The organism is Paenibacillus sp. FSL R5-0519 (assembly GCF_037974275.1).
Taxonomy (GTDB): Bacteria; Bacillota; Bacilli; order Paenibacillales; family Paenibacillaceae; genus Paenibacillus.
In genome coordinates this window covers 4,384,696-4,407,743 of sequence record NZ_CP150234.1, presented here as the reverse complement: position 1 = coordinate 4,407,743, position 23,048 = coordinate 4,384,696, and the positions used below count along the sequence as shown (strand labels likewise).

General features: G+C 46.9%; 23 protein-coding genes. 15 read left to right on the top strand and 8 right to left on the bottom strand.

The genetic code is table 11. From position 1 onward, the window contains the following. Positions 1-301: 301 nt before the first annotated feature. The 3 genes from MKY73_RS19735 to MKY73_RS19725 are packed head-to-tail and all read left to right on the top strand — an operon-like array spanning position 302 to position 3,050. Positions 302-1,594 carry a CapA family protein gene (locus tag MKY73_RS19735; RefSeq protein WP_339303132.1) on the top strand — a complete coding sequence of 431 codons (1,293 nt, stop codon included), beginning with the start codon at positions 302-304 and terminating at the stop codon, positions 1,592-1,594. 24 nt (positions 1,595-1,618) lie between these two features. Continuing rightward, positions 1,619-2,371, top strand: a complete 753-nt coding sequence (locus tag MKY73_RS19730; RefSeq protein ID WP_339303131.1) for a glycerophosphodiester phosphodiesterase family protein — start codon at positions 1,619-1,621, stop codon at positions 2,369-2,371. A gap of 46 nt (positions 2,372-2,417) precedes the next feature. Then, the gene (locus MKY73_RS19725) at positions 2,418-3,050 is read left to right on the top strand and encodes a fumarylacetoacetate hydrolase family protein (RefSeq protein WP_339303130.1); all 633 of its coding nucleotides are present in this window, start codon (positions 2,418-2,420) and stop codon (positions 3,048-3,050) included. A gap of 124 nt (positions 3,051-3,174) precedes the next feature. On the opposite strand, the gene MKY73_RS19720 is transcribed toward MKY73_RS19725, so the two are convergent. After that, positions 3,175-3,582 (bottom strand): hypothetical protein, encoded by a 408-nt coding sequence (locus MKY73_RS19720; protein WP_339303129.1) that lies wholly within the window; start codon positions 3,580-3,582, stop codon positions 3,175-3,177. Between the two features lie 387 nt (positions 3,583-3,969). On the opposite strand from MKY73_RS19720, the gene MKY73_RS19715 reads away from it, so the two are divergent. The 9 genes from MKY73_RS19715 (at position 3,970) to MKY73_RS19675 (ending at position 13,416) form a co-directional block, all read left to right on the top strand. Next, positions 3,970-4,527: a MarR family transcriptional regulator gene (locus tag MKY73_RS19715; RefSeq protein WP_339303128.1), complete on the top strand. Its 558-nt coding sequence runs from the start codon at positions 3,970-3,972 to the stop codon at positions 4,525-4,527. Positions 4,528-4,586: 59 nt separating this feature from the next. After that, positions 4,587-6,035: an aryl-sulfate sulfotransferase gene (locus MKY73_RS19710; RefSeq protein WP_339303127.1), complete on the top strand. Its 1,449-nt coding sequence runs from the start codon at positions 4,587-4,589 to the stop codon at positions 6,033-6,035. Positions 6,036-6,046: 11 nt separating this feature from the next. After that, complete coding sequence (locus tag MKY73_RS19705; RefSeq protein WP_339303125.1) at positions 6,047-7,102, top strand: ABC transporter substrate-binding protein; 1,056 nt, start codon at positions 6,047-6,049, stop codon at positions 7,100-7,102. A gap of 25 nt (positions 7,103-7,127) precedes the next feature. Then, the gene (locus MKY73_RS19700; RefSeq protein ID WP_339303124.1) at positions 7,128-7,904 is read left to right on the top strand and encodes an ABC transporter ATP-binding protein; all 777 of its coding nucleotides are present in this window, start codon (positions 7,128-7,130) and stop codon (positions 7,902-7,904) included. A gap of 17 nt (positions 7,905-7,921) precedes the next feature. Beyond that, on the top strand, positions 7,922-8,695 hold the full coding sequence (locus MKY73_RS19695; RefSeq protein WP_339303123.1) for an ABC transporter permease: 774 nt from the start codon (positions 7,922-7,924) through the stop codon (positions 8,693-8,695). Positions 8,696-8,923: 228 nt separating this feature from the next. Further along, entirely contained in the window at positions 8,924-9,733 is an 810-nt protein-coding gene (locus tag MKY73_RS19690; RefSeq protein WP_339303122.1) for a DUF92 domain-containing protein, read from the top strand. 12 nt (positions 9,734-9,745) lie between these two features. Next, positions 9,746-10,324, top strand: coding sequence for a TetR/AcrR family transcriptional regulator (locus tag MKY73_RS19685; protein WP_339303121.1), 579 nt, complete (start codon positions 9,746-9,748; stop codon positions 10,322-10,324). A gap of 60 nt (positions 10,325-10,384) precedes the next feature. Next, positions 10,385-12,316, top strand: coding sequence for an ABC-F family ATP-binding cassette domain-containing protein (locus MKY73_RS19680; RefSeq protein ID WP_339303120.1), 1,932 nt, complete (start codon positions 10,385-10,387; stop codon positions 12,314-12,316). Positions 12,317-12,477: 161 nt separating this feature from the next. Continuing rightward, the gene (locus tag MKY73_RS19675) at positions 12,478-13,416 is read left to right on the top strand and encodes a hypothetical protein (protein ID WP_339303119.1); all 939 of its coding nucleotides are present in this window, start codon (positions 12,478-12,480) and stop codon (positions 13,414-13,416) included. Positions 13,417-13,536: 120 nt separating this feature from the next. Here MKY73_RS19675 and MKY73_RS19670 read toward each other — a convergent pair whose 3' ends face one another. The 5 genes from MKY73_RS19670 to MKY73_RS19650 all read right to left on the bottom strand — a co-directional run bounded on the left by MKY73_RS19670 (position 13,537) and on the right by MKY73_RS19650 (position 17,632). Further along, a complete protein-coding gene (locus tag MKY73_RS19670) occupies positions 13,537-14,577 on the bottom strand; it encodes a M42 family metallopeptidase (RefSeq protein ID WP_339303118.1) in 1,041 nt (346 codons plus the stop codon). 112 nt (positions 14,578-14,689) lie between these two features. After that, positions 14,690-15,073 carry a lipopolysaccharide assembly protein LapA domain-containing protein gene (locus tag MKY73_RS19665; protein ID WP_339303117.1) on the bottom strand — a complete coding sequence of 128 codons (384 nt, stop codon included), beginning with the start codon at positions 15,071-15,073 and terminating at the stop codon, positions 14,690-14,692. 131 nt (positions 15,074-15,204) lie between these two features. Then, positions 15,205-16,995 (bottom strand): oligoendopeptidase F, encoded by a 1,791-nt coding sequence (pepF, locus tag MKY73_RS19660; protein WP_339303116.1) that lies wholly within the window; start codon positions 16,993-16,995, stop codon positions 15,205-15,207. Between the two features lie 214 nt (positions 16,996-17,209). After that, positions 17,210-17,395, bottom strand: coding sequence for a hypothetical protein (locus MKY73_RS19655; RefSeq protein ID WP_047842378.1), 186 nt, complete (start codon positions 17,393-17,395; stop codon positions 17,210-17,212). Positions 17,396-17,398: 3 nt separating this feature from the next. Beyond that, complete coding sequence (locus MKY73_RS19650) at positions 17,399-17,632, bottom strand: hypothetical protein (RefSeq protein ID WP_017689395.1); 234 nt, start codon at positions 17,630-17,632, stop codon at positions 17,399-17,401. A gap of 162 nt (positions 17,633-17,794) precedes the next feature. Between MKY73_RS19650 and MKY73_RS19645 the strand changes: the two genes are divergently transcribed. Next, positions 17,795-17,992, top strand: a complete 198-nt coding sequence (locus tag MKY73_RS19645; protein WP_017689394.1) for a cold shock domain-containing protein — start codon at positions 17,795-17,797, stop codon at positions 17,990-17,992. Between the two features lie 153 nt (positions 17,993-18,145). Here MKY73_RS19645 and MKY73_RS19640 read toward each other — a convergent pair whose 3' ends face one another. Together MKY73_RS19640 and MKY73_RS19635 are read right to left on the bottom strand one after the other, a co-directional pair. Then, positions 18,146-19,318: an MFS transporter gene (locus MKY73_RS19640; protein ID WP_339303115.1), complete on the bottom strand. Its 1,173-nt coding sequence runs from the start codon at positions 19,316-19,318 to the stop codon at positions 18,146-18,148. Positions 19,319-19,358: 40 nt separating this feature from the next. Continuing rightward, positions 19,359-20,699, bottom strand: coding sequence for a multi antimicrobial extrusion protein MatE (locus MKY73_RS19635; RefSeq protein WP_339303114.1), 1,341 nt, complete (start codon positions 20,697-20,699; stop codon positions 19,359-19,361). A gap of 179 nt (positions 20,700-20,878) precedes the next feature. Between MKY73_RS19635 and MKY73_RS19630 the strand changes: the two genes are divergently transcribed. Both MKY73_RS19630 and pfkA read left to right on the top strand, forming a co-directional pair. Beyond that, positions 20,879-21,958 (top strand): tetraprenyl-beta-curcumene synthase family protein, encoded by a 1,080-nt coding sequence (locus tag MKY73_RS19630; protein ID WP_339241170.1) that lies wholly within the window; start codon positions 20,879-20,881, stop codon positions 21,956-21,958. A 51-nt stretch (positions 21,959-22,009) separates the two neighbouring features. Further along, positions 22,010-22,981, top strand: coding sequence for a 6-phosphofructokinase (pfkA, locus tag MKY73_RS19625; RefSeq protein ID WP_253433325.1), 972 nt, complete (start codon positions 22,010-22,012; stop codon positions 22,979-22,981). Positions 22,982-23,048 lie beyond the last annotated feature (67 nt).

Sequence of the window (23,048 nt, the reverse complement as noted above, 5' to 3'; positions counted from 1 at the left end):
CAGCAAGAGAGCTGTCTCACCGTAGAATTATCTACTGGAGAGATGGCTTTTTTCATATGAAGATCTGGAAGCTAAGCGAGTTAACCCCCTTTCAATAGATGCAGTTCCAAGGAAAGATGGAAATCCAGAATATGCCTGATATAATGGTATGTATGGCTGTGAAGAAGAGGAGTTGCTTATGTATCCCCCAAGATCAGATCGAAGTGTAGAGAGAAAAAAAAGAAAGCGCACCCGTGATAGAATCATCTGGACAATTAATCTTTTATTGATCATGACAATTGGTCTGGTGGGCATTTTTTATGTGATTAACACACGTCAGCAACAGGCAGACCAGCCTGTAAAGCAGGAAATTGTTGATCAGGATCAGCCTTCCATTGGAGACGATGCCAAAGGCGGGGATCAAGTAAGTTCTCCAGACTCGGAGGAGTCTGATGAGACTCCGGAAGAAGACGCCGAAGCAACGAATGATGAAACAACAGCAGATGCAGGTAATTCATCCGGCGTAGCGAAACCTGATACTTCAGGCAATACCACTAATGGGAAAGCCGAATCCGGAACGAAAAAACCTGCTACAGATTCGACGCCGTCCCCCACCAAGGGAAATGCAGGTGTGGATACCGAGTCAGGGGCATCGCAACCTTCCAATTCAGCGAAGGATGTCACCATTAATTTTGTCGGCGATATTCAATTTTCGGGCAAAGTTGCTGAACTGCTGGATAAGAACGGTTATGATTATCCCTTTGCTAAACTCGGCAGATTATTCAAGGATGATGATCTTACCATCGGCAACTTGGAGACACCGATAACCCTGGGAGGTACGGGGGCAGCAGACAAAACATATGTATACAAATCTTCGCCCAAAGCATTGGCGGCAATGGCCTCTGCGGGTTTTGATGCTGTCAATTTGGCTAACAATCATATTCTGGATCAGGGTGTTGAGGGTTTGGTAGATACGTTAACCTATCTCAAGGAATATGGTATTGCTCACACCGGGGCTGGCATGAACAGGGATGAAGCGTATGCACCAGCGTATCTGGAACGCAAAGGTATGAAGATTGCATTGCTTGGGTTCTCCCGCGTTGTACCGGAAACGAGTTGGAAGGCTGAGGGCAATCGGGCTGGCGTGGCTGAAGCCTATGATTCCACAGGAGCGGTCAAAGCGATCCAGGAGGCCCGTAAGAAGGCTGATCTGGTAATCGTGGTTGCGCACTGGGGCGAGGAACGTGTAAGTACTCCGAACAGTGACCAGACCCGATTGGCTCATGAGTTTGTGGATGCTGGCGCAGATCTGGTCATAGGTGGTCATCCTCATGTGTTGCAAGGGTTGGAGTATTATAAGGGGAAATGGATTGCATACAGTACGGGAAATTTTATTTTCTCCAGATCAACCACCGAAGAGACATGGAAAACAGCGGTATTTCAGGCACGTTGTACTCCTGATGCAGCTTGCAGCATGAAAGTCATCCCTTATGAAGCGGCGCTTGGTCAGGCCATTCCAATGATTGATGAGGCAAACAAACTGCTGCTGCAACAGATGGCAAAGCTCTCGCCAGGCATTCGATATGATGGAAATGGAGTCGCTTCGCCTAATTAATAACCTTTTTGAGGAGGGAATCGAATGAACAACCTTTGTGTAGCGCACCGTGGATTTTCTTCTATTGCACCAGAGAATACGATGGCTGCGTTTATAATGGCCATGGAACGGCCTGAAGTTCAGTGGATGGAGCTGGATGTGCAGTTGTCGCGTGATGGTGTACCAGTAATCATTCATGATTTTACAGTGGATCGCACCACGAATGGCAAGGGTCTGGTTCGGGAAACCGATTGGGCTGATCTGCAACGTTTGGATGCTGGAGCATGGAAAAACAAGTCTTACAAAGGCGAACGGATTCCGGCGCTGAGTGAATTGTTAGATCGCTCGTGCGGCAGAGTACGTCTTAACATTGAACTGAAAACGCAGGGAGACATGTACCCGGGTCTGCCTGCGGCTGTTATACATGAAGTGAGAAAAAGACATATGCAAAATGATGTGGTGATCACCTCATTTGAACCAGCCGCTCTGATCGAAGTGAAGAAGCTTGCACCGGAGATCCAGACGGGGCTGATTATCGATGCACGACCAGGTGATCTGTTAACTGCCCTGCAGCAGATGAATTGTACATTTCTCTCCATTGGATACACCAATGTAGACAAATCCTTAATGAACGAGATGCGGAGTGCAGGTATTCGGGTGATGGCCTGGACAGTAGATGACAAGACCATTATGAAGAAACTGGCCGCAGTTGATCCAGAGCTCATGTTATGTACAAACCGTCCTGACGTATGGGAGCTGGCATTTCAGGAGACGAGCAGCCGATTCTTCAGACCGTAATTACCCTAAAAGCACTATTGAATCCAATAAAGGTGGTAATATACCCATGTTGACTAATATTCGCAATGTATACTGTGTAGGACGCAATTATAAACTTCACGCGGAAGAATTGGGTAACGCGGTTCCGGATGAACCAATGATCTTTATGAAACCTTCTCATGCAGTCGTGCCCCTGAGTGGTCAAACGCTTGAATTGCCTGCTACCAAGGGTGAAGTTCACTATGAAGCTGAGCTGGTCGTGCAGATGGGCCGGGCTTATGAGCCAGGTATGGCGGTAGATGAGCTGGTGGATGCGTATGCGTTTGGTATTGATTTTACGTTACGTGACGTACAGTCTGTGATTAAGAAAAAGGGCCACCCTTGGACAGCGGCCAAAGGATTCAAAAATTCGGCTCCGGTTACTGCATTTCAGGCGTTCCCGGGGGCGGCAGCACTGCTGGAGAAAGACTTTACGTTGTCTAAAAACGGTGAGGAAGTTCAGCGTGGTAACATTCGTAACATGATCTTTAGCTTACAGGATATTGTGGATTATGTAGGTCACCATTACGGGCTGGGGCCGGGAGATGTCATTTTCACAGGAACACCGGAAGGTGTTGGACCAACACAAGCAGGAGATGTGCTCGAACTGGCATGGGACGGCGAATCCTTGGGTGCATGCACGATTGGGGCAGCGCAATAAGGATTATCAGACCTGCTTGAGAAGTAGAGATGTTATAAGGTACAAGAAAGGGGCGTGCATACGCTCCTTTTTGTTATGTTATTCATGACAATTTCATATTTTCATCGTACAGGTAGGTTGTTAATTACGTCAGATTATAAGCTGTATTTGCGCTCTGCTTAACCAACGCCTCCAGTTCAGCTTGTTGTGCAGCGTGTTGCTTCGAGCTGATACTTCCACTTGCGAGTCGCTCATCCAATTGCTCTCTGAGCTGTCTTACTTGAATAGCAATCACCTCATCCAAATTCCCCCTGTTTTCTTCCGTAATCGTTCTCAGCGACTTACCGTTGTAGAGCTTCTGATACAGATCCTCTTCTGAAGACTGATTAAGAGCGCTGAGCAGTTCGTCACTACTTCCCTCACCAGGATCCAGGTCAACGATGGACCATTTGGCAGTAGGTATGGGGGAGACGGCAGATTGGCCCCATGCTGTTCCGGCGAAGGACATGGTGACAAACATGGTGCCTATAATAATGACTCGTTTCATATTCATATGCATATTCCTCATTTCTGTAGTAGAGTACGAACGAACTGATTCGTAGCTTGTCATAGATGTATTGGTTGATATATCGATCTGAGAATAGTGTAAACGGGAAACCTGAAGTGAAACTTAAAACAGGATAAGTAATTTAGCCCGACAGAGAACGACCTTAAAAGAAGCTCACTAACATAATTCACACTTGACAGGTTGGGTTAGTTGGTTATATGATAATCTCAATTATTTTAATACTTATTAAATGAACAGTGAAATAATTTGAATTGAAAATATATCGAGCTGATTGGACCACCAAAGGCTCCCGGGACTACTCCACTATGGAATGTCCACGGGGGCCTTTTTTCGTGTGCTATTGAGGTTTCAGATGATCAAGGAGGTTACGCATTGAGTGATAGAGACTGGGAAGCGTTGGAGCGGACGGATTGGTTATTTCGCAAAATGGTCAGACGATTCGTCAAGGAGCGGGATCGCATATCTGTAGAAGGCATCAGCCTGCCGGGCATGCTTATCCTGCACAAGATCATTCGTGAGGGAGAACAGCGGCTTGGAGATCTGGCAGAACAGTTGGACTTCACATCGGGTGCCATTACAGCTCTGACCGATAAGTTGGAGAAAAAGGGACTCACCATCCGCAGACGAAAGGAAGACGATCGCCGGACGGTTTTACTGGACATCACATCCAGCGGGCGGGAGATGTATGCGAGAAACAGCAACATCGGTGCCCGATGTATCACGCTTCTGTTCGAGGGTTTTACGGCGGAGGAACTGGAGCAGCAAAGTCAATTCTACGAGCGGGTAGTAGCGAATCTGGAGGGATTCTCGGACACAGTGCTCGAATTGGCGGAGAGCAATGGGATACAAGAACATGATCGCTCCTCCACAAGTAACTTTGAGCAGAAGCAGCGGAACAATACCGGGAAGAGTAACTATCTCAGTTATTGAGATTGGATCACAGTAATGACATTTGATATACCACAAACATTCTAGGGGAGAGATGATCAATGGGACACTCAACCATATATCCAACTGGAGCGACGTTATACAATCCGGACAAGGCTTGGGGCGGTTATACCGTCTATCAGGCAGGCGAAGAAGGCGTAGTATTGATTGATATGAATGGCAAGGAGGTTCACCTGTGGAAAGGGTTGTTAGGATTCCCGGCCAAAATATTGCCTGGAGGTTACGTGCTGGGCAGCACAGGTCGTAGAGATCCGAAGTTCGGCATTCAGGATAATGTTGATCTGGTTCAGGTAGATTGGGACGGTAACATTGTATGGAAATACAATAGCTACGAACATATTGAAGATCCGGGGTATGAGCCACTATGGTATGCCCGCCAGCATCATGATTATCAGCGTGAGGGTAATCCGGTAGGTTACTATGCACCTGGGCTTGCACCGAAGACGAAGAGTGGCAAAACACTTATCCTGGCTCACAAAAATGTGAATAACCCGCAAATTTCAGATAAGCCATTGCTTGATGACGCCATTATTGAAGTGGATTGGGAGGGGAAGATAGTTTGGGAATGGCTGCCTAACGAGCACTTTGAAGAATTAGGTTTTGATGAAGCTGCTCGAAATGTTCTGTTCCGTGATCCGAATACACGTTCTTTTGGTCATTTGGGTGGTGGTGTCGGTGACTGGTTACATATTAATTCTGCTTCTTATGTTGGACCCAACCGCTTCTATGAAGACGGAGACGAACGGTTCCACCCTGACAATATTATCTGGGATGCCAGAGAGGCCAATATAATCGCAATTACAGACAGGCAGAGCGGAAAAATCGTATGGAGATTGGGCCCCGACTATACTTCAACTGAAGCGAAGCATATTGGCACAATTATCGGGCAGCATCACGCACATATCATTCCTCAGGGCCTTCCTGGAGAAGGGAACTTGCTTGTATTCGACAATGGTGGCTGGGCAGGTTACGGCCTTCCGAATCCGGCTTCCCCATTTGGATTAAAACATGCGATTCGGGATCACTCGCGTGTGTTGGAGATTAACCCGGTCACCCTGGAGATTGTCTGGCAGTACACATCGGCAGAAGCTGGATTTTCCGTCCCAACGGATTCCTATAAATTTTATAGTCCATACATCAGTTCCGCTCAGCGTTTGCCTAACGGTAATACCCTGATAACCGAAGGTTCCAATGGCAGGTTGTTCGAAGTGACAGCCGAGCATGAGTTGGTCTGGGAATATGTCTCCCCTTACACGGATCGGCGAAATACCAATATGGTCTATCGCTCGTATCGAGTTCCTTATCAGTGGGTTCCACAGTTGGAGAAGCCGCAGGAAGTTCCCATTGAAGCCATTGATGTCTCCACCTATAGGGTGCCGGGAGCAGCACCCAAAGGTTCTGTATCCATTGTGAGTGTGGAGACAACTCTTCCATTTGTGGAGGGAGCAGCCTGTGTGGCAACGTCGGATGAAGGCAAATTGGGCGATTAGGCGTCAAGATCATGAGTAGATTGAATGGGGTGTATATTGTGAGAAAACCATCCATAATTACCGGCGTGTTAATAGCATTCCTGGCTACGGCACTCCTATTATCTGGATGCAGTTCAAGCGCAGCAGGGTCCGGAACCAAAGACGCTTCGGGTAAACATGCCGAGAATGTAAAAATTCGAATCGCAGATACCAGTACCAACCCAACGTTCAGGGTAGCCATTGCCAAAGGGTTCTTTGAAAAAAGGGGCATTGATGCAGAGAGTATTACGTTTGGCTCACCGGCTGAGGGTGTAAATGCACTATTTATCAAACAGGTGGATATTGCGTATGGGGCAGATTTTCCCGTATTGAATGCATTGGCTAAAGGAGAATATTCAGTCATCGCTTCGGCTGGTCAGGCTACGGATGAAGCGGCAGCTGCCTGGAAGCTGTATGCAAGGAAGGAAATTCAGAGCGGAGCGGATTTGAAGGGCAAGAAAGTAAGTTTCATTCGAGGCACATTTATTCCGTATCTATGGGATGAATATCTGAAAGATCAGGGATTAGCGTTGGGTGATGTGACGCAAATTGGTCAGGGGGCTTTTGATGAGTCCTACATCGCACTGAAACAGGGAGACCTTGATGCCGCCTGGGTGATAGGCTCTGCGTTAACTGATAAATTCGATGCACTCGAAGGGGTCCATCAACTGACGGATATGTCCCAGACCCCGATACGCCTTGGTATGGGGCTCGTATCCAGTAATGAATTCATCCAGGCAAACCCCGAAAAGATAAGTGACTTTCTCGCGGCACTTGATGAGGCATCCGCGTATGCCCAAGCGCATCCTGAAGAAGTTGCGGATCTGATGTATCAAGAGACCAAACAGCCTAAAGATACCACGTTGAAAGACCTTCCGATCAATCCATGGGAAGTTGGATTTACGCAGGCCGCTTATGACAGTTTGGCAGGTCAGAAGCAATATATGGTGGATACCGGAATCATTGAACAAGATTTTGATCTCGACACCAAACTCAATCTGACCTCTCTCCAGCAGGCTCTGCCGAAAAAAGTGACATATAGCAAATAATTCATTCAAATGGGAGGTGTTCGTGATGTCCTTACCTGCAACTCAGCATACCATTCATATCGAACAGCTTCGGAAAACGTATCATGCTCCAACCAATGGGGATGTGCATTATATCATCAAGGATGTTGATTTGGTTATCAAGGGAGGAGAGTTTTTCGTCCTGCTTGGTCCAAGTGGGTGTGGGAAGTCAACGCTGCTGAACATGATCGCGGGTTTTATTTCCAAGTCGGGTGGACAGCTCAAGGTAGACAACAAGGAGATTGACAGACCGGGCAGGGATCGGGCGATGGTATTCCAGCAGGCGGATTCCTCTCTTTTTCCATGGCTAACCGTGAGAGAGAATGTGGAATTTGGACTCCGAATGTCCAAGGTACCTAAGGCACAACGACGTGAGATCTCTGATCGATACATCCAGCTTGTTGGACTAAGTGCTCATGAGGGGAAATTTCCAAAAGAACTCTCGGGGGGCATGAAGCAGCGGGTTCAATTGGCCCGTGTACTTGCGAATGACTCGGCGATCTTGCTGATGGATGAGCCATTCGGTGCGCTGGACGCGATGACGCGTCGAACGATGCAGAAGGAACTGGTGAATATCTGGAAAGAAACTCATAAGACCGTTATCTTTGTCACCCACGATATTCAGGAGGCGTTATTGCTTGGTGAGCGCATAGGTATTATGTCTGTAGGTCCGTCTTCGAATATAACGGATATTTACCACAACACGTTACCTTACCCGAGGAACATTGCCTCCTCTGAGTTCAATACCCTGTATGACCGAATTCAAGGCCACTTTGAAGAATAACTGAGGTGATATGAGAGATGAAATGGTTGGAAAAAAAATCGGTGTCTATCCCGCTCCTGTGGGTAACAGTCATCCTGATCTGGCAGCTTGGAGCCCTCATCTATGGGCCTGACGTAATCCCTGGCCCTTGGGATACGATTCTGGGAGCGCGTGAACTGATTGCGGACGGTACCCTGATGCAGTATATCGGAATCAGCTTCACGCGTGTCCTGGCAGGCTGGGTACTCGGAAGCATCATTGCTATTCCGGTAGGGTTGATTATTGGCAAAGTTCATCTCATCCGGCTGTTCGCGGAACCCTTCCTTAACTTTATACGCTTTATCCCGCCGATCGCCTTTATTACCTTATTCTTGGTGTGGTTCGGTATTGGTGAGCAATCCAAGATTGCACTCATCATGTACGCAACCTTCTTCATTGTTGTGTTAAACACCTTAACGGGTGTGCTCTCCGTTGAAGAAGACAAAATCCGGTCGGCACGCAGTATGGGAGCCAATGAACGGCAGATTCTGCTGCATGTGATTGTTCCGGCGACAACCCCGTATATTTTCACAGGTGTGCGCCTTGCAATGGGAACTTCCTATATGGCTATCATTGGTGCGGAGATGATTGCCGCAAATGAGGGAGTGGGTTACCTGATCTGGAATTCCAGACTCTTTTTCCGTACGGATTGGATCTTTGTCGGACTGATTTCCCTGGGTTTTATGGGATTCCTGACGGATCGATTGTTCAACTGGTTTGGTCGCAGGGTACTTTACCGATATGGGGTCATTGGCGGAGCAAAACGAGTCTGAATGAGAACATAAGAATACGCAATTCCAGACGTTACTTGAGAAGGGGATTCATCTTGTTGTAACGTTTGGTCAATAACCTGTTTTGGCACTTCTACACGAGGCCAAAACAGGTTTTTTGTGTGCTGGCCTCAGGAGTTTCGGCATTGGCATCAAACCGTGGTATAATTGAATTTCAAAAATACAATAAACGTCATGCTGGCTTTACATACGCTGCATGCAGGAGACATTATGGATTGGATTATTGGCGCCGTATGCGCTTCTATGGTGGCAGGTGCTGCCTATGCAAAAAAGTCGCTAACCCTGTCTGGCTGCCTGGCAGCCATCATGATGGGAACGATATATTACGGAGCGGGTAACCTGTTCTGGTTTGGCACGTTATTGTTGTTCTTTATGACTTCAACGTTGCTCTCCAGGTTCCGTAAAGATCGGAAGCAGGAGCTGGAGAAATCCTATGCCAAGTCAGGAAACCGGGACGCCGGGCAAGTGATGGCTAATGGTGGGATGGGCATGTTCCTATGTCTGGGATACTGGATATTTCCACATCCGGCATGGGTGTATGCTTTCATTGGTGTAATGGCTACCGTTACATCGGATACATGGGCAACCGAACTCGGAAGTCTCAGTCGCAAGCCGCCGCGCTCTGTTCTCACATGGAAGGTGCTTACGCCAGGTGCTTCAGGAGGTGTCTCACTTCTCGGCACCGTGGCTGCAGCCTTAGGTGGGGCTCTGATCGGAGTGGGAGCCTTCTTGTTTTCATGGATCGCCGGGATCGAAGGGCTTGGTCTGTTTAGTTGGACTTTTGTCGGCTTTGTAGGCGGGTTGGCAGGTGCTTTTGCCGATTCCTATCTGGGCGCAACGGTGCAAAAGATGTATCGATGCACTGTGTGTGGCCGTGAAGTTGAGGTACATGAACATTGCGGGCATCCAACGGTTCGGGCTCGTGGCTGGGCATGGATGAGTAACGACCTGGTGAACGTGCTTAGCTCGGTTATCGGAGGATGCGTGGCGATAGCTTTAGGTAACATTTTGGCTTTGTAAGGGGGAGTACATTTGAGCACGATACAGGGAGACAAATCGGAGGCTATTTTGGATGCGGCCTATGGTATTTTTGGCTCGAAAGGTTTTTATGAGACCAAAATGTCTGATATTGCAGACGAAGCCGGCATCGCAAAAGGCACCATTTATTTATATTTCAAAAGCAAGGAACAATTATTTATCGCAGTATCCAAGCGGGACTGTAACAGCTTTATCAGTCGTCTTGAATATGCTTTGAACTCTCATGAGAACACAGGTGATAAACTTGGAGCAATAGCCAAGACCCACCTTACGTATTATTATGAGCGCCGCAATCATACCAAACTCTTTTTTATGGCACCCAATAATGATCCGGATCTGATGAAATTCATGAAGGCATTCATGAACCAATACATGAGCATGGTACGTGAGGTACTGGAGAGCGCAAGTGTACCTGAGCCTGTATTGCTCGCTGAAGCCTATATTGGAATTCTGGACCGGCTGAAGATGGATATCATGTTAAATCCGGAGTTCAATGAGGAACATCTGAACAAACGAATTGCCTTTGCAGCAGCATTGTTTCTGGACGGTTGCCGTTCTTTTTTGCAAGTTTAAAGTGAGTTCACGGATGTACGTAATATTGAATTTTATTTTACAGAGAAGTGGGTACAAGCAATGAACATAATGACGGTAGAGCAAATTACAAAAAGTTATGGCGAAAAAATATTGTTCAAGGATGCTTCATTTGGCATGGCTGATCAGGACAAGATTGGTGTCGTTGGGGTAAATGGTACCGGTAAATCCACGTTTTTGCGTGTGATATCAGGTATGGAACCTGCAGATGCGGGACAGATCTCCATCGGTAATGACGTACGCATTCAGTTCCTAGCGCAGAATCCGGACTTCAATCCGGATAATACGGTACTGCAACAAGTATTCGAAGGTGACAGCATGGAAATGAAAACCGTGCGCGAATATACGGAAACGATGGAATTATTGGAGCTGAATTCCTCCGATCCAGCGTTGCAAGAGCGATTATTACGTTTGAATCAGCAAATGGAGCAGCTTCAGCTCTGGCAGATGGAGAGTGAAGCGAAGAGTATCTTGTCCAAACTGGGTATTCGTCAATTCGATGCACTGATGGGCACGTTGTCTGGTGGACAACGCAAAAGGGTAGCACTCGCTGCCGCTCTGATTCACCCGTGCGAACTGCTCATTCTGGATGAACCGACGAACCATATTGATAATGATTCGGTCGTATGGCTCGAGCAGTACTTGCAGAAGCGTCGCGGCGCACTGCTTATGATTACGCATGATCGGTATTTCCTGGATCGTGTGGCCAATGTCATGCTGGAATTGGATCATGGTCGTTTGTTCCGGTATGAAGCCAACTATACACGCTTTCTGGAACTGAAGGCAGAGCGTGAAGAGCGGGAAGCTTCTTCCGAACAGAAGCGTAAAAACTTGCTTCGGACGGAGCTCGCATGGATTCGTCGTGGTGCCAAGGCACGGACGACGAAACAAAAAGCGAGAATTGATCGTTTCGAACAACTCAAAGACCAACAAGGAGTCCAGCGCTCCGGTTCATTGGAAGTATCGGTTGGCTCCACTCGTCTAGGTAAAAAGATTCTGGAGATCGAGCATCTTTCCAAATCCGTCGGTGGCCGCACACTGATTGAAGATCTGAGTTATATTGCCGTACCTGGAGATCGGGTAGGGATTGTCGGACCGAATGGTAGTGGTAAGTCTACGCTGTTACAGATGATATCTGGCAAATTGGAACCCGATGCAGGCGTGGTTGACGTCGGTCCTACGGTCAATCTGGGCTATTTCACCCAGGAGCATCAGGAGATGGATGAATCTCTTCGTGTCATTGAGTACATCAAGGAAGTGGCCGAGAATGTGAAAACAGCCGATGGCTCTCTGATCACAGCATCCCAGATGCTGGAGCGGTTCCTGTTTACCCCGGCATCCCAGTGGACGCCAATCTCCCGCCTCTCTGGTGGAGAGAAACGTCGTCTGTATCTGCTGCGTGTTCTGATGGCTGCGCCGAATGTATTGCTGCTGGATGAGCCGACGAATGACCTGGACATCCAGACACTCGCTGTACTGGAAGACTATCTGGACGATTTTCCAGGTGTTGTCTTTGTGGTATCCCATGATCGCTATTTCCTTGATCGTACGGTGGATAAAGTGCTGTCTTTTGAGGGCAACGGTGCTGTACGTGTACATGTCGGCGACTACAGTGAGTATGCGGAATGGATGCTGAAAAATGCACCTGGAGCTACGCAAGAGAGTGACCCAGGATCAACGAAGGTGAAGCAGTCATCGGAGAAAACAACTCCCGCTGTGTCAGCAGCTAAACCCAAGTTGAAATTCAGCTTCAAGGAGCAACGTGAATACGATCAGATTGATGAAAATATTGAGAAGGCTGAAGCCAATCTTGTCCGGATTAATAAAGAGATGGAAGAGTCATTTAGTGATTCTGCCCGTCTGCAGGAGTTGATGGCGGAGCAGGTTGAGGCTGAACGTCATCTGGACGAATTGATGGAACGCTGGACCATTCTGAATGAACTTGCAGAGCAGATTGAACAGAGCAAGTCTTAATTTATAGTTAAACATCGCCCTTTCTTCTAGAGTGACTTGATGTCGCTTTGGAGGAGAGGGCTATTTTTTATTTGTGAATTTCGCATGAAAGTGAAACGTTCAGTATATTCATTACGTTGTATAAGTAAAGAATTCCATAGAAGGGAGAGAACACCATACTTATGTATAAAGAGATCAATGAACAGTTGGCGGTACTCAAGGAAAAGGGGAGAATTTACGAGAAATGGACCAAGCGTCTGGAGAAACTTCAAACGGAAGAAACCGAATGGGAAGCAAAGGTAAAACGTCGTCAGGAGCATCTCCAGAAGGAGCAGAAAGATGTTGATCGACTGAACAGTATGACATTGGCAGCATTTTTCTATCAGCTGATTGGCAAGAAGACGGAGCGGCTGGAGAAGGAAGAACTCGAACTGATGGAAAGCAAGGCTGCATACGATACCGCTTGTCGCATGTTACAAGACGTACAGGAGCAACGAATTCATGTGGAGCAGGAGTTGGAGGGCGGGCGGCAGTATCAATACTGGCAAAGCGATTACAACGCTCTGTGGGGGAAGAAGGAAGGTCGTCTGCTGGACCAGGATGCTGAATTGCAACACATGGCTGAAAATCGGGAACATCTGGCGAGTGAACTTCAGGAACTGGACGAAGCTTTCCGGGAAGGGGAATACCTGATCTATGCCCTTGAACGTGCCGAGAAGGCTTTGGCTTCGGCAGGTAATTGGGGCATATATGACATGATGGGTGGTGGGGTAATCTCCACACATATCAAGCGGGGACGTATGGATGACGCTCAGGTCGCCATTATGGATGCAGGAAAGCGTCTACGACGTTTTCAAAAGGAATTGGAGGATGTAGAGATGGCAGTACATGCGGATCTGCATCTGGGAGGTCTGCTTTCTTTCGCAGACTATTTCTTTGATAACCTCTTTGTGGACTGGATGGTTCAGGACAAAATTCGTAAAGCCGAACGTCAGGTGAAAGATGGACTGAGTGCGGTTCGTCAGACCATGCATGTGTTAAGCAATGAAATGCGTGACCACAGGGCAGAGTTAGAGCGTTTGGAGCATAAATATCATGCCTATGTGGAACAGGCAGATTAAGAGATAGGACAGCAAAGGACACTTCCGATCGCACCGAATGGTTGTGCTTGGAAGTGTCCTTTTGCTTAAACGTACATATGGATGTTATTCACGATTTTTTCGTAGATGGATGATTCTGTTTTACTTCTTTGTAATGTAGGCAGCGAGCAAGCGTGCCGTATTCAAGACAGCATCCTTATGTGTGCGCTCCATGGAATGAGATGCGTGAACACCCGGACCGATCAGTGCTGCTCGAATGTTGTTTCCTCCGCGTAATGCTGCACTGCCATCGGAGCCATATTGGGGATAAATGTCGACGACATAATCCAACCCATCTTGTTTGGCCAGTTCAATGAGACGACTGGTCATATCGTAGTCATACGGGCCTGAAGAATCTTTGGCACATATGGAAACGTCAGTCTCTTTGCAACTGAGATCGTCACCCATGGCTCCCATATCTACTGCGATCATTTCACTGATTTCCGCAGGGATATACGATGCGCCGTGTCCGACTTCTTCGTAGTTAGAGATGAGCAGAGAGACGTTATGTAATGGTTTCCAGCCTTCGCGGTGTGCAGACTCAAGGATGCCAAATAGGGCAGCTACGCTGGCTTTGTCGTCCAGATGCCGTGATTTAATATAACCGCTTGGGGTAATGACTGCGCGAGCATCAAAGGAGATAAAGTCACCAACAGCGATCCCGAGTTTCAACACATCTTCCTTGGAGGAGACAACTTCATCAATTCGCACTTCCATATGGCTCTCGGTCCGTTCAAAGGTACGTGCATCTGGATATACATGTACAGACGGGTGAAGGGAGAGAATGGTGCCTGTGTATGTCTTTCCGTCCCGAGTATGTATGCTGCAATATTCGTTTTCGATACTTTGCATGGAAAATCCACCGACAGAAGTCAATTTCAAGGTGCCGTAGGATGTAATGGAGCGTACCATAGCCCCTAGCGTATCCACATGGGCACTCAGAGCAATCGTCTTGGATGAATCCTGCCCTGGCAAAGTAAGCACGGCACCTCCCTTGTTATTGAGCTCACAAGTGATGCCCAGTGATTGAGCTTCTTGGCTAATCATCTCGATAATATGATGGGTGTAGCCGCTTGGACTTGGTGTATCCAGCAATTTTTTCAGAAAAGATAGAACGTAAGATTCATCAATGGTATAACTCATTGTGTAATTTCCTCCTTGAAACGTGGGTATGGTATGAAACAAAATACAGCCTGTCTGGGGGAGTGAATGTGATACTACCATTCCTGACTCGCCAGCAGGCTGATTCTGTTGGTTACAATGTCCCCGTAGGGTTTCCTTTGCGCTGACTCTGGATCGAATCATTGTCCAATAGGCTGTCTTGTTCAGTTGAATCAAGCGAATCCATCGATTTGAAAGAATCAAACGAAGAGTTGCTTGTTGCCGCCGAACTTTCCAATTCAGATACACGCAATTTCAACTGCTTGTTCTCGCGTTGCAGTCGGTATTGGCGATAGATGCCATATGAACCTACAATAATTCCACCGATCAGGGTGCAACCGAGAATCAGCAAAATCAGCGGGATTTGAACGGTGTTAAACAACAGGTTAACTTGTACGGAATCTACATTAATAACCGCAAAGATTCCTGTGAGCAGTGCAAAAACAAGACCTGCTATGAGCGCCCATTGCATTTTCATGGTGTTGCCTCCTTGTTGAACAATTGAGAACTAGTATGCATTTACCCATATTCGGGTATATTGCATCTTGCATTGATTGTAAAATCCCTTGCCCAACGGGCAAGGGATGCAGGTCACATGGAACGTTAACCTTACTTGGTTAGTTCCTCCATCTGTTCAATCAATTCCTTGAACACACTCATGGCTTCACGAATTGGCTGTGGTGTAGACATATCCACGCCTGCCTTTTTCAGAATGTTAATGGAGTAGTCACTGCCCCCGCTCTTCAGGAAACCGAGATAACGGTCAACAGCCGGCTGGCCCTCTTCCAGGATTTGCTTGGAGAAGCTGGTCGCTGCGGAGAAGCCAGTAGCATATTTATATACGTAAAAGCTGTTATAGAAGTGGGGAATACGAGCCCATTCCATCTCAATATCTTTGTCAACAACCATGTCCTTACCATGATATTTAACGTTCAGATCATAATAGATCTCGGATAACAATTGTGGTGTTAATGCTTCACCTTGTTCCGCGCGTTCGTGAATGATTTTCTCAAATTCAGCAAACATGGTCTGACGGAATACCGTTGTACGGAATTGGTCTGCGTAATAAGTTAACAGATACAATTTTTCCTTTGGATCTGTTGATTTGTTAAGCAGATAATCCATCAATAACGCTTCGTTGGTTGTGGATGCAACCTCAGCTAGGAAGATGGTGTACTGGGCATCACGATACGGAAGTGCTGTATCCGAGTAATGTGAATGCAGAGCGTGACCCATTTCATGAGCAAGGGTGAACATGCTGTTCAGGTTATCTTTGTGATTCAACAAGACATACGGGTGAGTGCCGTACGCGCCCCAGGCATATGCGCCTGAGCGTTTATTTTCATTCTCGTATATATCGATCCAGCGGTTATCATATCCAGTCTGCAATGCATCTGCATAGTCCTTGCCCAGTGGTTTCAGACCTTCTTTGACCGTTTGTTTGGCTTCCTCATAGGTAATATCCATTTTGTACTCGTCTACGAGTGGAGCGAACAGGTCGTACATATGCAATTGATCCACACCCAGTAACTTTTTGCGCAGGTCCATATAACGATGCAATAATGGAAGGCTCTCGTGAATCGTGTCTACCAGATTCGTATACACATCCGTTGGGATGTTGTCTCCATATAAGGACATATCCATCACGGAAGGGTACTTCCGAACATTAGCATAGAACATATTTTTGGTTACATTTGCATTCAAGGCAGCCGCAATCGTGTTCTTCTGTTTGGCATAGGTTTCATATACCGCTTTGAAGGCACGTTCGCGAACTTCACGATTAGGATTCTCAAGGAACTGAATGTAGCTGCCATGTGTCAGTTCAACTTCGTTACCATGTTCATCCTTGATTCTTGGAAACTTGAGATCGGCGTTATTCAGCATGCTGAAGATGGTCTGTGGTGCTTGTGAAAGGTTGCCTACCTGTGCAAGCAAAGCCTCTTCGGCTTGGCTAAGGACATGCGCTTTTTCCCGTTTCATCTCTTCAAGAGTAAACGTATAAGCAGAGAGTTTTTCGTTGGCGATAAACGCGTCCAACTGATCATCCGGAAGGGAGAGAATCTCTGGAGTGACAAAAGAGAGTGCTTCACCAACCCGTACGCCTAATTTCTGGGCTTTTTGGGACAGGTTTTGATATGTAGGATTAGCTGTGTCTTCATCTTGATGCATACGTGCGTATACAAAAAGGCGTTCTATTTTGAGGCTGATCTCATCTTCGAACTCGAAGCAAGATTTGAGTACATCAGGTTGACCCAGTTTACCTTGAAATTCGGAGGCCTTCTTGGTCAAAGACGATACTTCTTCATATTCCTGATCCCAGGCTTTCTGATCGGCAAATAAATCTTCCAGTTTCCAGCTATGCTCAGCCGGCACCTCGGAACGTTTCAATAATTGACTCATGGAAATCCTCCTTTGATAATCTGATGAATGGTTGGACGAAGCTGCCTTCGTCTCGCTTGCCTGTGCGGAGAGAGACGAAGGAATCAGACTAAGTACCAGTATAACAGATAGCGATTTCTGGTATTTCAATGGCCTTCCTCCTTACAATACGAATAATCTCGTATAGTATGACCTTAGGCACGCTGAAATATTTGAGTATCACGGTTCTTTGTGATTAGGTTCCCATGTTATACAGAAAATAAACGATCAGGAAAAAGGCGAAACAAATGAGCAGGGTAGCAATAAGCGCCATTCCACGTCTTAGTCGATCCGGGATAGAATTGCGTCCCAGAATAAGCACAATACCAAGGGAGAAGGCAAGGATAATAAAAATGACGACATTGCTTGAGTCAAGCTGCATGGGTTAGACCCCTTTGAAGGCAGCCATCAATTGACGCCATTCATCCTCACGGTTTTCAAAATCTGCTTTTGGGAAACGGCGTTCAGCCCAGTGCATTAAGGCAGGACGACTAAGGAAAGTATGGCATTCTTCGCCCCACTCTTCCGAAATTTCTCGCAGTACGAGATATTTGCCTTGAACTTCTACGGTCATCATATTCCACTTGTCTGTTTTGTATATTTCATGTTTTTTTATCATAGGTAGTCTCCAAACTAACGGTTTTGGTAAAATGATACCGTACCCTACGATTCAAAGCAAATTTTTTCGACATTTATGGAAAGATAAATTGCAAAATGGAAGCCCATACAGTATAATGAGGATATTCGCCATAGATGGCGATATTTTTAGGAGGTTTTTCATTTGAAAGGTACAGTTAAATGGTTTAACGCAGAAAAAGGCTATGGCTTTATTTCAGTTGAAGGCGGCGAGGACGTATTCGTACATTTCTCCGCAATCCAAGGAGACGGCTTCAAAACATTGGAAGAAGGTCAAGCGGTAGAATTCGAAATTACTGATGGAAACCGTGGTCCTCAAGCAGCTAACGTAAACAAACTGTAAGAATTTATCCGGTCAACGGACTTCTTATACATGATAAATTTGTAGCTGAATATTAAGAACCCAAGCACAGTCCCCCAAGGGAGGCTGTGCTTTTTTTGATTCTCAATTTACGATGTAAATCACGGTTGAAGATAGTGCACGTGTCTTGTGTGTTCAAGACACACGATTGGTCATGCTGGACCATAACTTTAATCCGAAACCGATCAGTGCAGCCAGAGAGAACGCCATAGCGGTCAGATAGAAGGTTTGTCTGCCCGCGTGTTCCAGCAACAGTCCACCCAACGTTCCACTAAGCAGTCCCGAAGCACTAGACCAGACAATGGTGAACAAAGCCATACCCGTAGCCCTGTAACCGTCCGGAACCAGACGAATGATATAACGGACTGCCGTAACGTAGAAAATACCGAAGGTCACACTGTGCATCGTCTGAATGGCAACGACAGCTGCTGGTGTATCGGATATGGACATCAGAAGCAAACGAACTGTGTACATCAGCGCAGCAAAAGCAATGAGCGGCAGTTCCTTATAACGGTTTCCATACTTGCTGAGCAGCAGAAATATGGGAATCTCACTTACAGAAGAGATCAGCAAAGACCAACCGATCAGCCCTTCACTGGCACCCAGCTCTTTCAGCGTGATGGTAAGAAAAGCTTCGTTCATCCGATGTCCCATGGCAAGCAAAAATACACAGCCAAAAAAGGTGAGAACCTCTCTGCGTTTCAAAATAGACCATAGCCCCGATAGATCCATTTTGCTACTACTTCCCGAAGGTTGATCCTTCAATTGAAAACTGATTAACAGTGTAGTGGCAGCAAGACCAACGCAAACCCAGATCGTCCAGGCTGGACCAAAAGATCCAAGGAAATACCCGATACTTAATGCAAAGAAGGCATATCCGATCGATCCGAAGACTCGAATGGAAGTGAAATTTCGACCGTACTTGCTGGCCGTTGTAATCGCCATCGTATCCGAGAGTGGATAGACCGGATAATAGAAAAAGTAAAACAGGGTGACAAGTACAAATACCTGACCGAAGGTTGTTGCATTGGCGAGCATGACTCCTGTAATCAATTGACCACCAAGCAGAATGATCATCACTTTGCGTACTGTTTGGTAACGGTCGCTGGCCATGCTCCAGAACATATTGGAGAACACGGAGATGAGAGGACCAATGCCGTAGAGATAACCAATCTCAGCCCGACTGAAGCCAAGATGACTGAAGTAAAGCTGGAAGTAGGAAACCACTAGAACGGTGGAACCGAAAATGGTGAACATGAGAGCCCGCAGCCAGTTCTGATCCGGGCGGGCGTTATGACCTAATTTCATGATGAGAGACTCCAATCCTGATAACAGTTCAATAATTTTATTACCCTTTTAGGGAGGATGATTTACCAGTAGGTGGTGTGGACATTGTAGGTTCCTGCTGTGTACGCCGGATGACAAGCCAGACAATAATAAGTTCGGCTAGCAGGCCAAGGGATTGGGCTACAGCGCCAATCATGCCGTTCCATGCAGGGAAAATACTAACAAGTATAAGCAGAACGATTACCGTGCAGATTGCATTCGCCGTTTGCGAACGAAACATCGTTTTTGTCTGACCGCGAAGCAGAATGATGCCATTGCTGAAATCCAGAAAAGGGAAGATCAGCGGAAATAACACGAACGCACGCAGTGTCCACAGGCTTTGTTTCAACAGTTCGCCCTGAACGCTCATGACATTTTCGAGTACCCATGGTCCCAAGGGGGTATAGGCAATCGACACCATCATTGCAAACGGAATAAATCCGGTGACAAGTGCAAATTTTCGTACCAGTTTGGCGTCCACAAGGTAGAAATTGAGCACGATCTGATGAATGTATGTAAAGAAGCTTAGCATCAACTGCATCAGACTGCTTGCTATGGCAAACGATGAAATGGCCAGTGCAATCCCGGTCGTTTTGCCAAGTACGATGTTAATGACGGGGCCTATAAACAGGGCTACAAAGCTGGATAGCAGCAGCGGTTTATAAAAGCGAAACACGTCTCCCCTGCTCTCGACGGGATGATCCTCAAGTTTGGCTGGCATTTGGCGCTTGATGCTGTTTCCCTCCAAAAAGCTGACCAACGCTTCAATCATCATGCCCGCAGCAAAAATGATAGCGCCTACACGTCCACTGTCAATGCTGTCTGTGTAGATAAAATACAGGGATAGGCCGTACATGCCGGCTAAACGGAATATCATGCCGATGGTTAACCACTTGGTTCGGTTATTCGTAATGATGATCCCCTGATAGATGTTGCGGATCACTGAGAAGATACTCACATACATGAGAATTTCATATACGTCGATGACTTTGTTCAGCAGATCAGGACTTACACCAAACAGATATTTGAACACCCCGGTACCCACGGGAGAATAAACGATCAGAAAACCAATAAGAAGTACACAGGCAAGAAATATTTTGGTCACAAACGTGAGGGCCTGAAAGGATAGGCGATCGCGAACCAGTGCGGAACAGGTTTGCCGCAGCAGGGTGGAGGGGCGTTCCGTGAGGGTTAACAAGCTACCGGCGATGGCATAGCTGGCAATCACCGTCTCGGGATGAGCGGAACGTGCTAATGTACTGTTTATAATGACGTGAGAAATGGTGACGAGAGAGGCGGAAATGCCAAGTGGCACAAAAAAAGAAAATAACCGTCTCCACGAAAGTGATTCACTTGACGACATGTCAACGACTCCTTTGATGGATGAAATATGCCTAGTATATCACAAAGCTTTGAGCGCGGATGCGATTTTTTGTGCGGAATATGCGGCAGATCATTTGTACAATTAAGGGGATCATATTATAATAGGAATGGTTAAAAATCGCTCTAATACGTATTCAACCAAGTGGAGGCACATTTATTTTGAGCCAATCAAATCGAAAACGTCATCAATATCCGCGTGGACCGCTGGCATTGATGAGAGGGGTGTACAAATACACCATTCCGGAAACACGGAAGGCATTGAATGGATGGCGTGCTCAGGCTGAGGCAATTCCGAATGAGGAATTGCGTACGCAGGCACTTGCCAGTCTAAAGGATAAACAGTTTCATTGTGAAGGCGGAACCGTCTACGCATTAGCTGATTTGCCCAACAGACACATTCTGATTCCGCTGATCGTTTCATATCAGACTATTAGTGATTATTTGGACAATCTGTGCGACCGCAGCACATCGATGGACCCGGATGACTTTCGTCTTCTCCATCAATCTATGCTTGATGCGGTAGATCCCGAAGCCATTCCCGTCAATTATTATGCCCTCCGTGAGGAGCAGGATGACGGTGGATATCTGCGGAATCTGGTGACCACATGTCAGGAACTGACCCGTCAGTTACCAGGCTATGCGTCCGCCAAGCCCCAAATTCAGGATCTGGCAGGCCTATACACGGACCTGCAGGTATATAAGCATATCAAGCCGGAACTGAGAGAAACGGCACTGCTCGAATGGTGGTCGAAGCATCGTCATCGTACACCTCAGTTTCGTTGGAACGAATTTGCTGCTGCGACTGGCTCTACACTGGGCGTTTTCATGCTGTTTCTGGCTGCGAGTGACGATCAGTTGACTGAAGAGCAAGCGGCCTCGATCCACACGGCCTATTTCCCACATGTATGCGCATTGCACATTATGCTCGATTATTTAATTGATCAGGATGAGGACCGCATCGGGGGAGATCTCAACTTCTGCAACTATTATGAGAATGTAGAGACCATGCTGGACAGAATTGCTTTTATTGTGGAGATGGCACGCAGCGATGTGCAGAAGATCCCGGGAAGCTCCTTTCACCGGATGATCATCGAAGGACTGATTGCCATTTACCTGTCTGATCCCAAAGTCAGCGAACAGCAGGAAGTTCGCGTCGTATCCAAACGTCTGATGAAGAATAGTCCGATGACGAGAATATTTTTCTTCATTTTCAGTCGCTGGATACGGAAAAATATGTAAGTCAGGTGTAATTGCGGAGCCTGAAGTGAAACTAGAGGAGGAAGAAACATCATGACAGCAGTAAAGAAAATCGCAGTGTTAACGAGCGGTGGTGATTCACAGGGGATGAACGCGGCCGTTCGTGCGGTTGTTCGCAGCGGACTGTTTCACGGTCTCGAAGTATATGGAGTTCAACGTGGATACCAAGGTCTCTTGAATAATGACATTTTCCCAATGGATTTGCGGAGTGTAGGGGATATCATCCAACGTGGGGGAACGGTTCTTCAATCGGCACGTTGCAAGGAGTTCTACACAGCTGAAGGCCAGCAAAAAGGTGCGGACATTCTGCGTGCACGTGGCATTGACGGTCTGGTTGTTATCGGTGGAGACGGTTCCTACAACGGAGCAAACAAACTGAGCAAACTGGGCATTAACACAATGGGTCTGCCAGGAACAATTGATAATGATATTTCATTCACCGACTATACGATCGGATTTGATACAGCTGTAAGCATAGTAGTTGACGCAGTAAACAAATTGCGTGATACGATGTCTTCACACGAACGTTCTTCCATCGTTGAGGTTATGGGTCGTCACTGTGGGGATATTGCTCTGCATGCCGGACTTGCTTCGGGTGCTGAAACCATTCTTGTGCCGGAAGTTCCGTTTGACATGGACGAAGTGGCAGATCGGATGAAAGCTAACTTTGCACATGGTAAACGTCACAGTATTATCATCGTTGCAGAAGGCGTGGGCAAGGGTGAGGATGTGGCGAAAGAACTGATGGAACGTTGCCCGACATATGAGCCGCGTGTAACCGTTCTGGGTCATATTCAGCGTGGGGGTACGCCAACACCTTTCGACCGTAACCTGGCGAGCCGTCTGGGCGACTTCGCTGTTCGTAGTCTGATCGCAGGTGAGACAGACAAAGGTTGTGGCATTATCAAGGGTGAACTTACCCTGACGGATATTGATAAAGTCGTTAACACGAAAAAAGATTTTGATATGGAGACTTACGAGCTTGCACAACGTTTGTCCCAATAATTCGATTCATAAGCAAAGAGCACAATCCCGCATGAACGAGGATTGTGCTCTTTTTGTTGTTTTACGT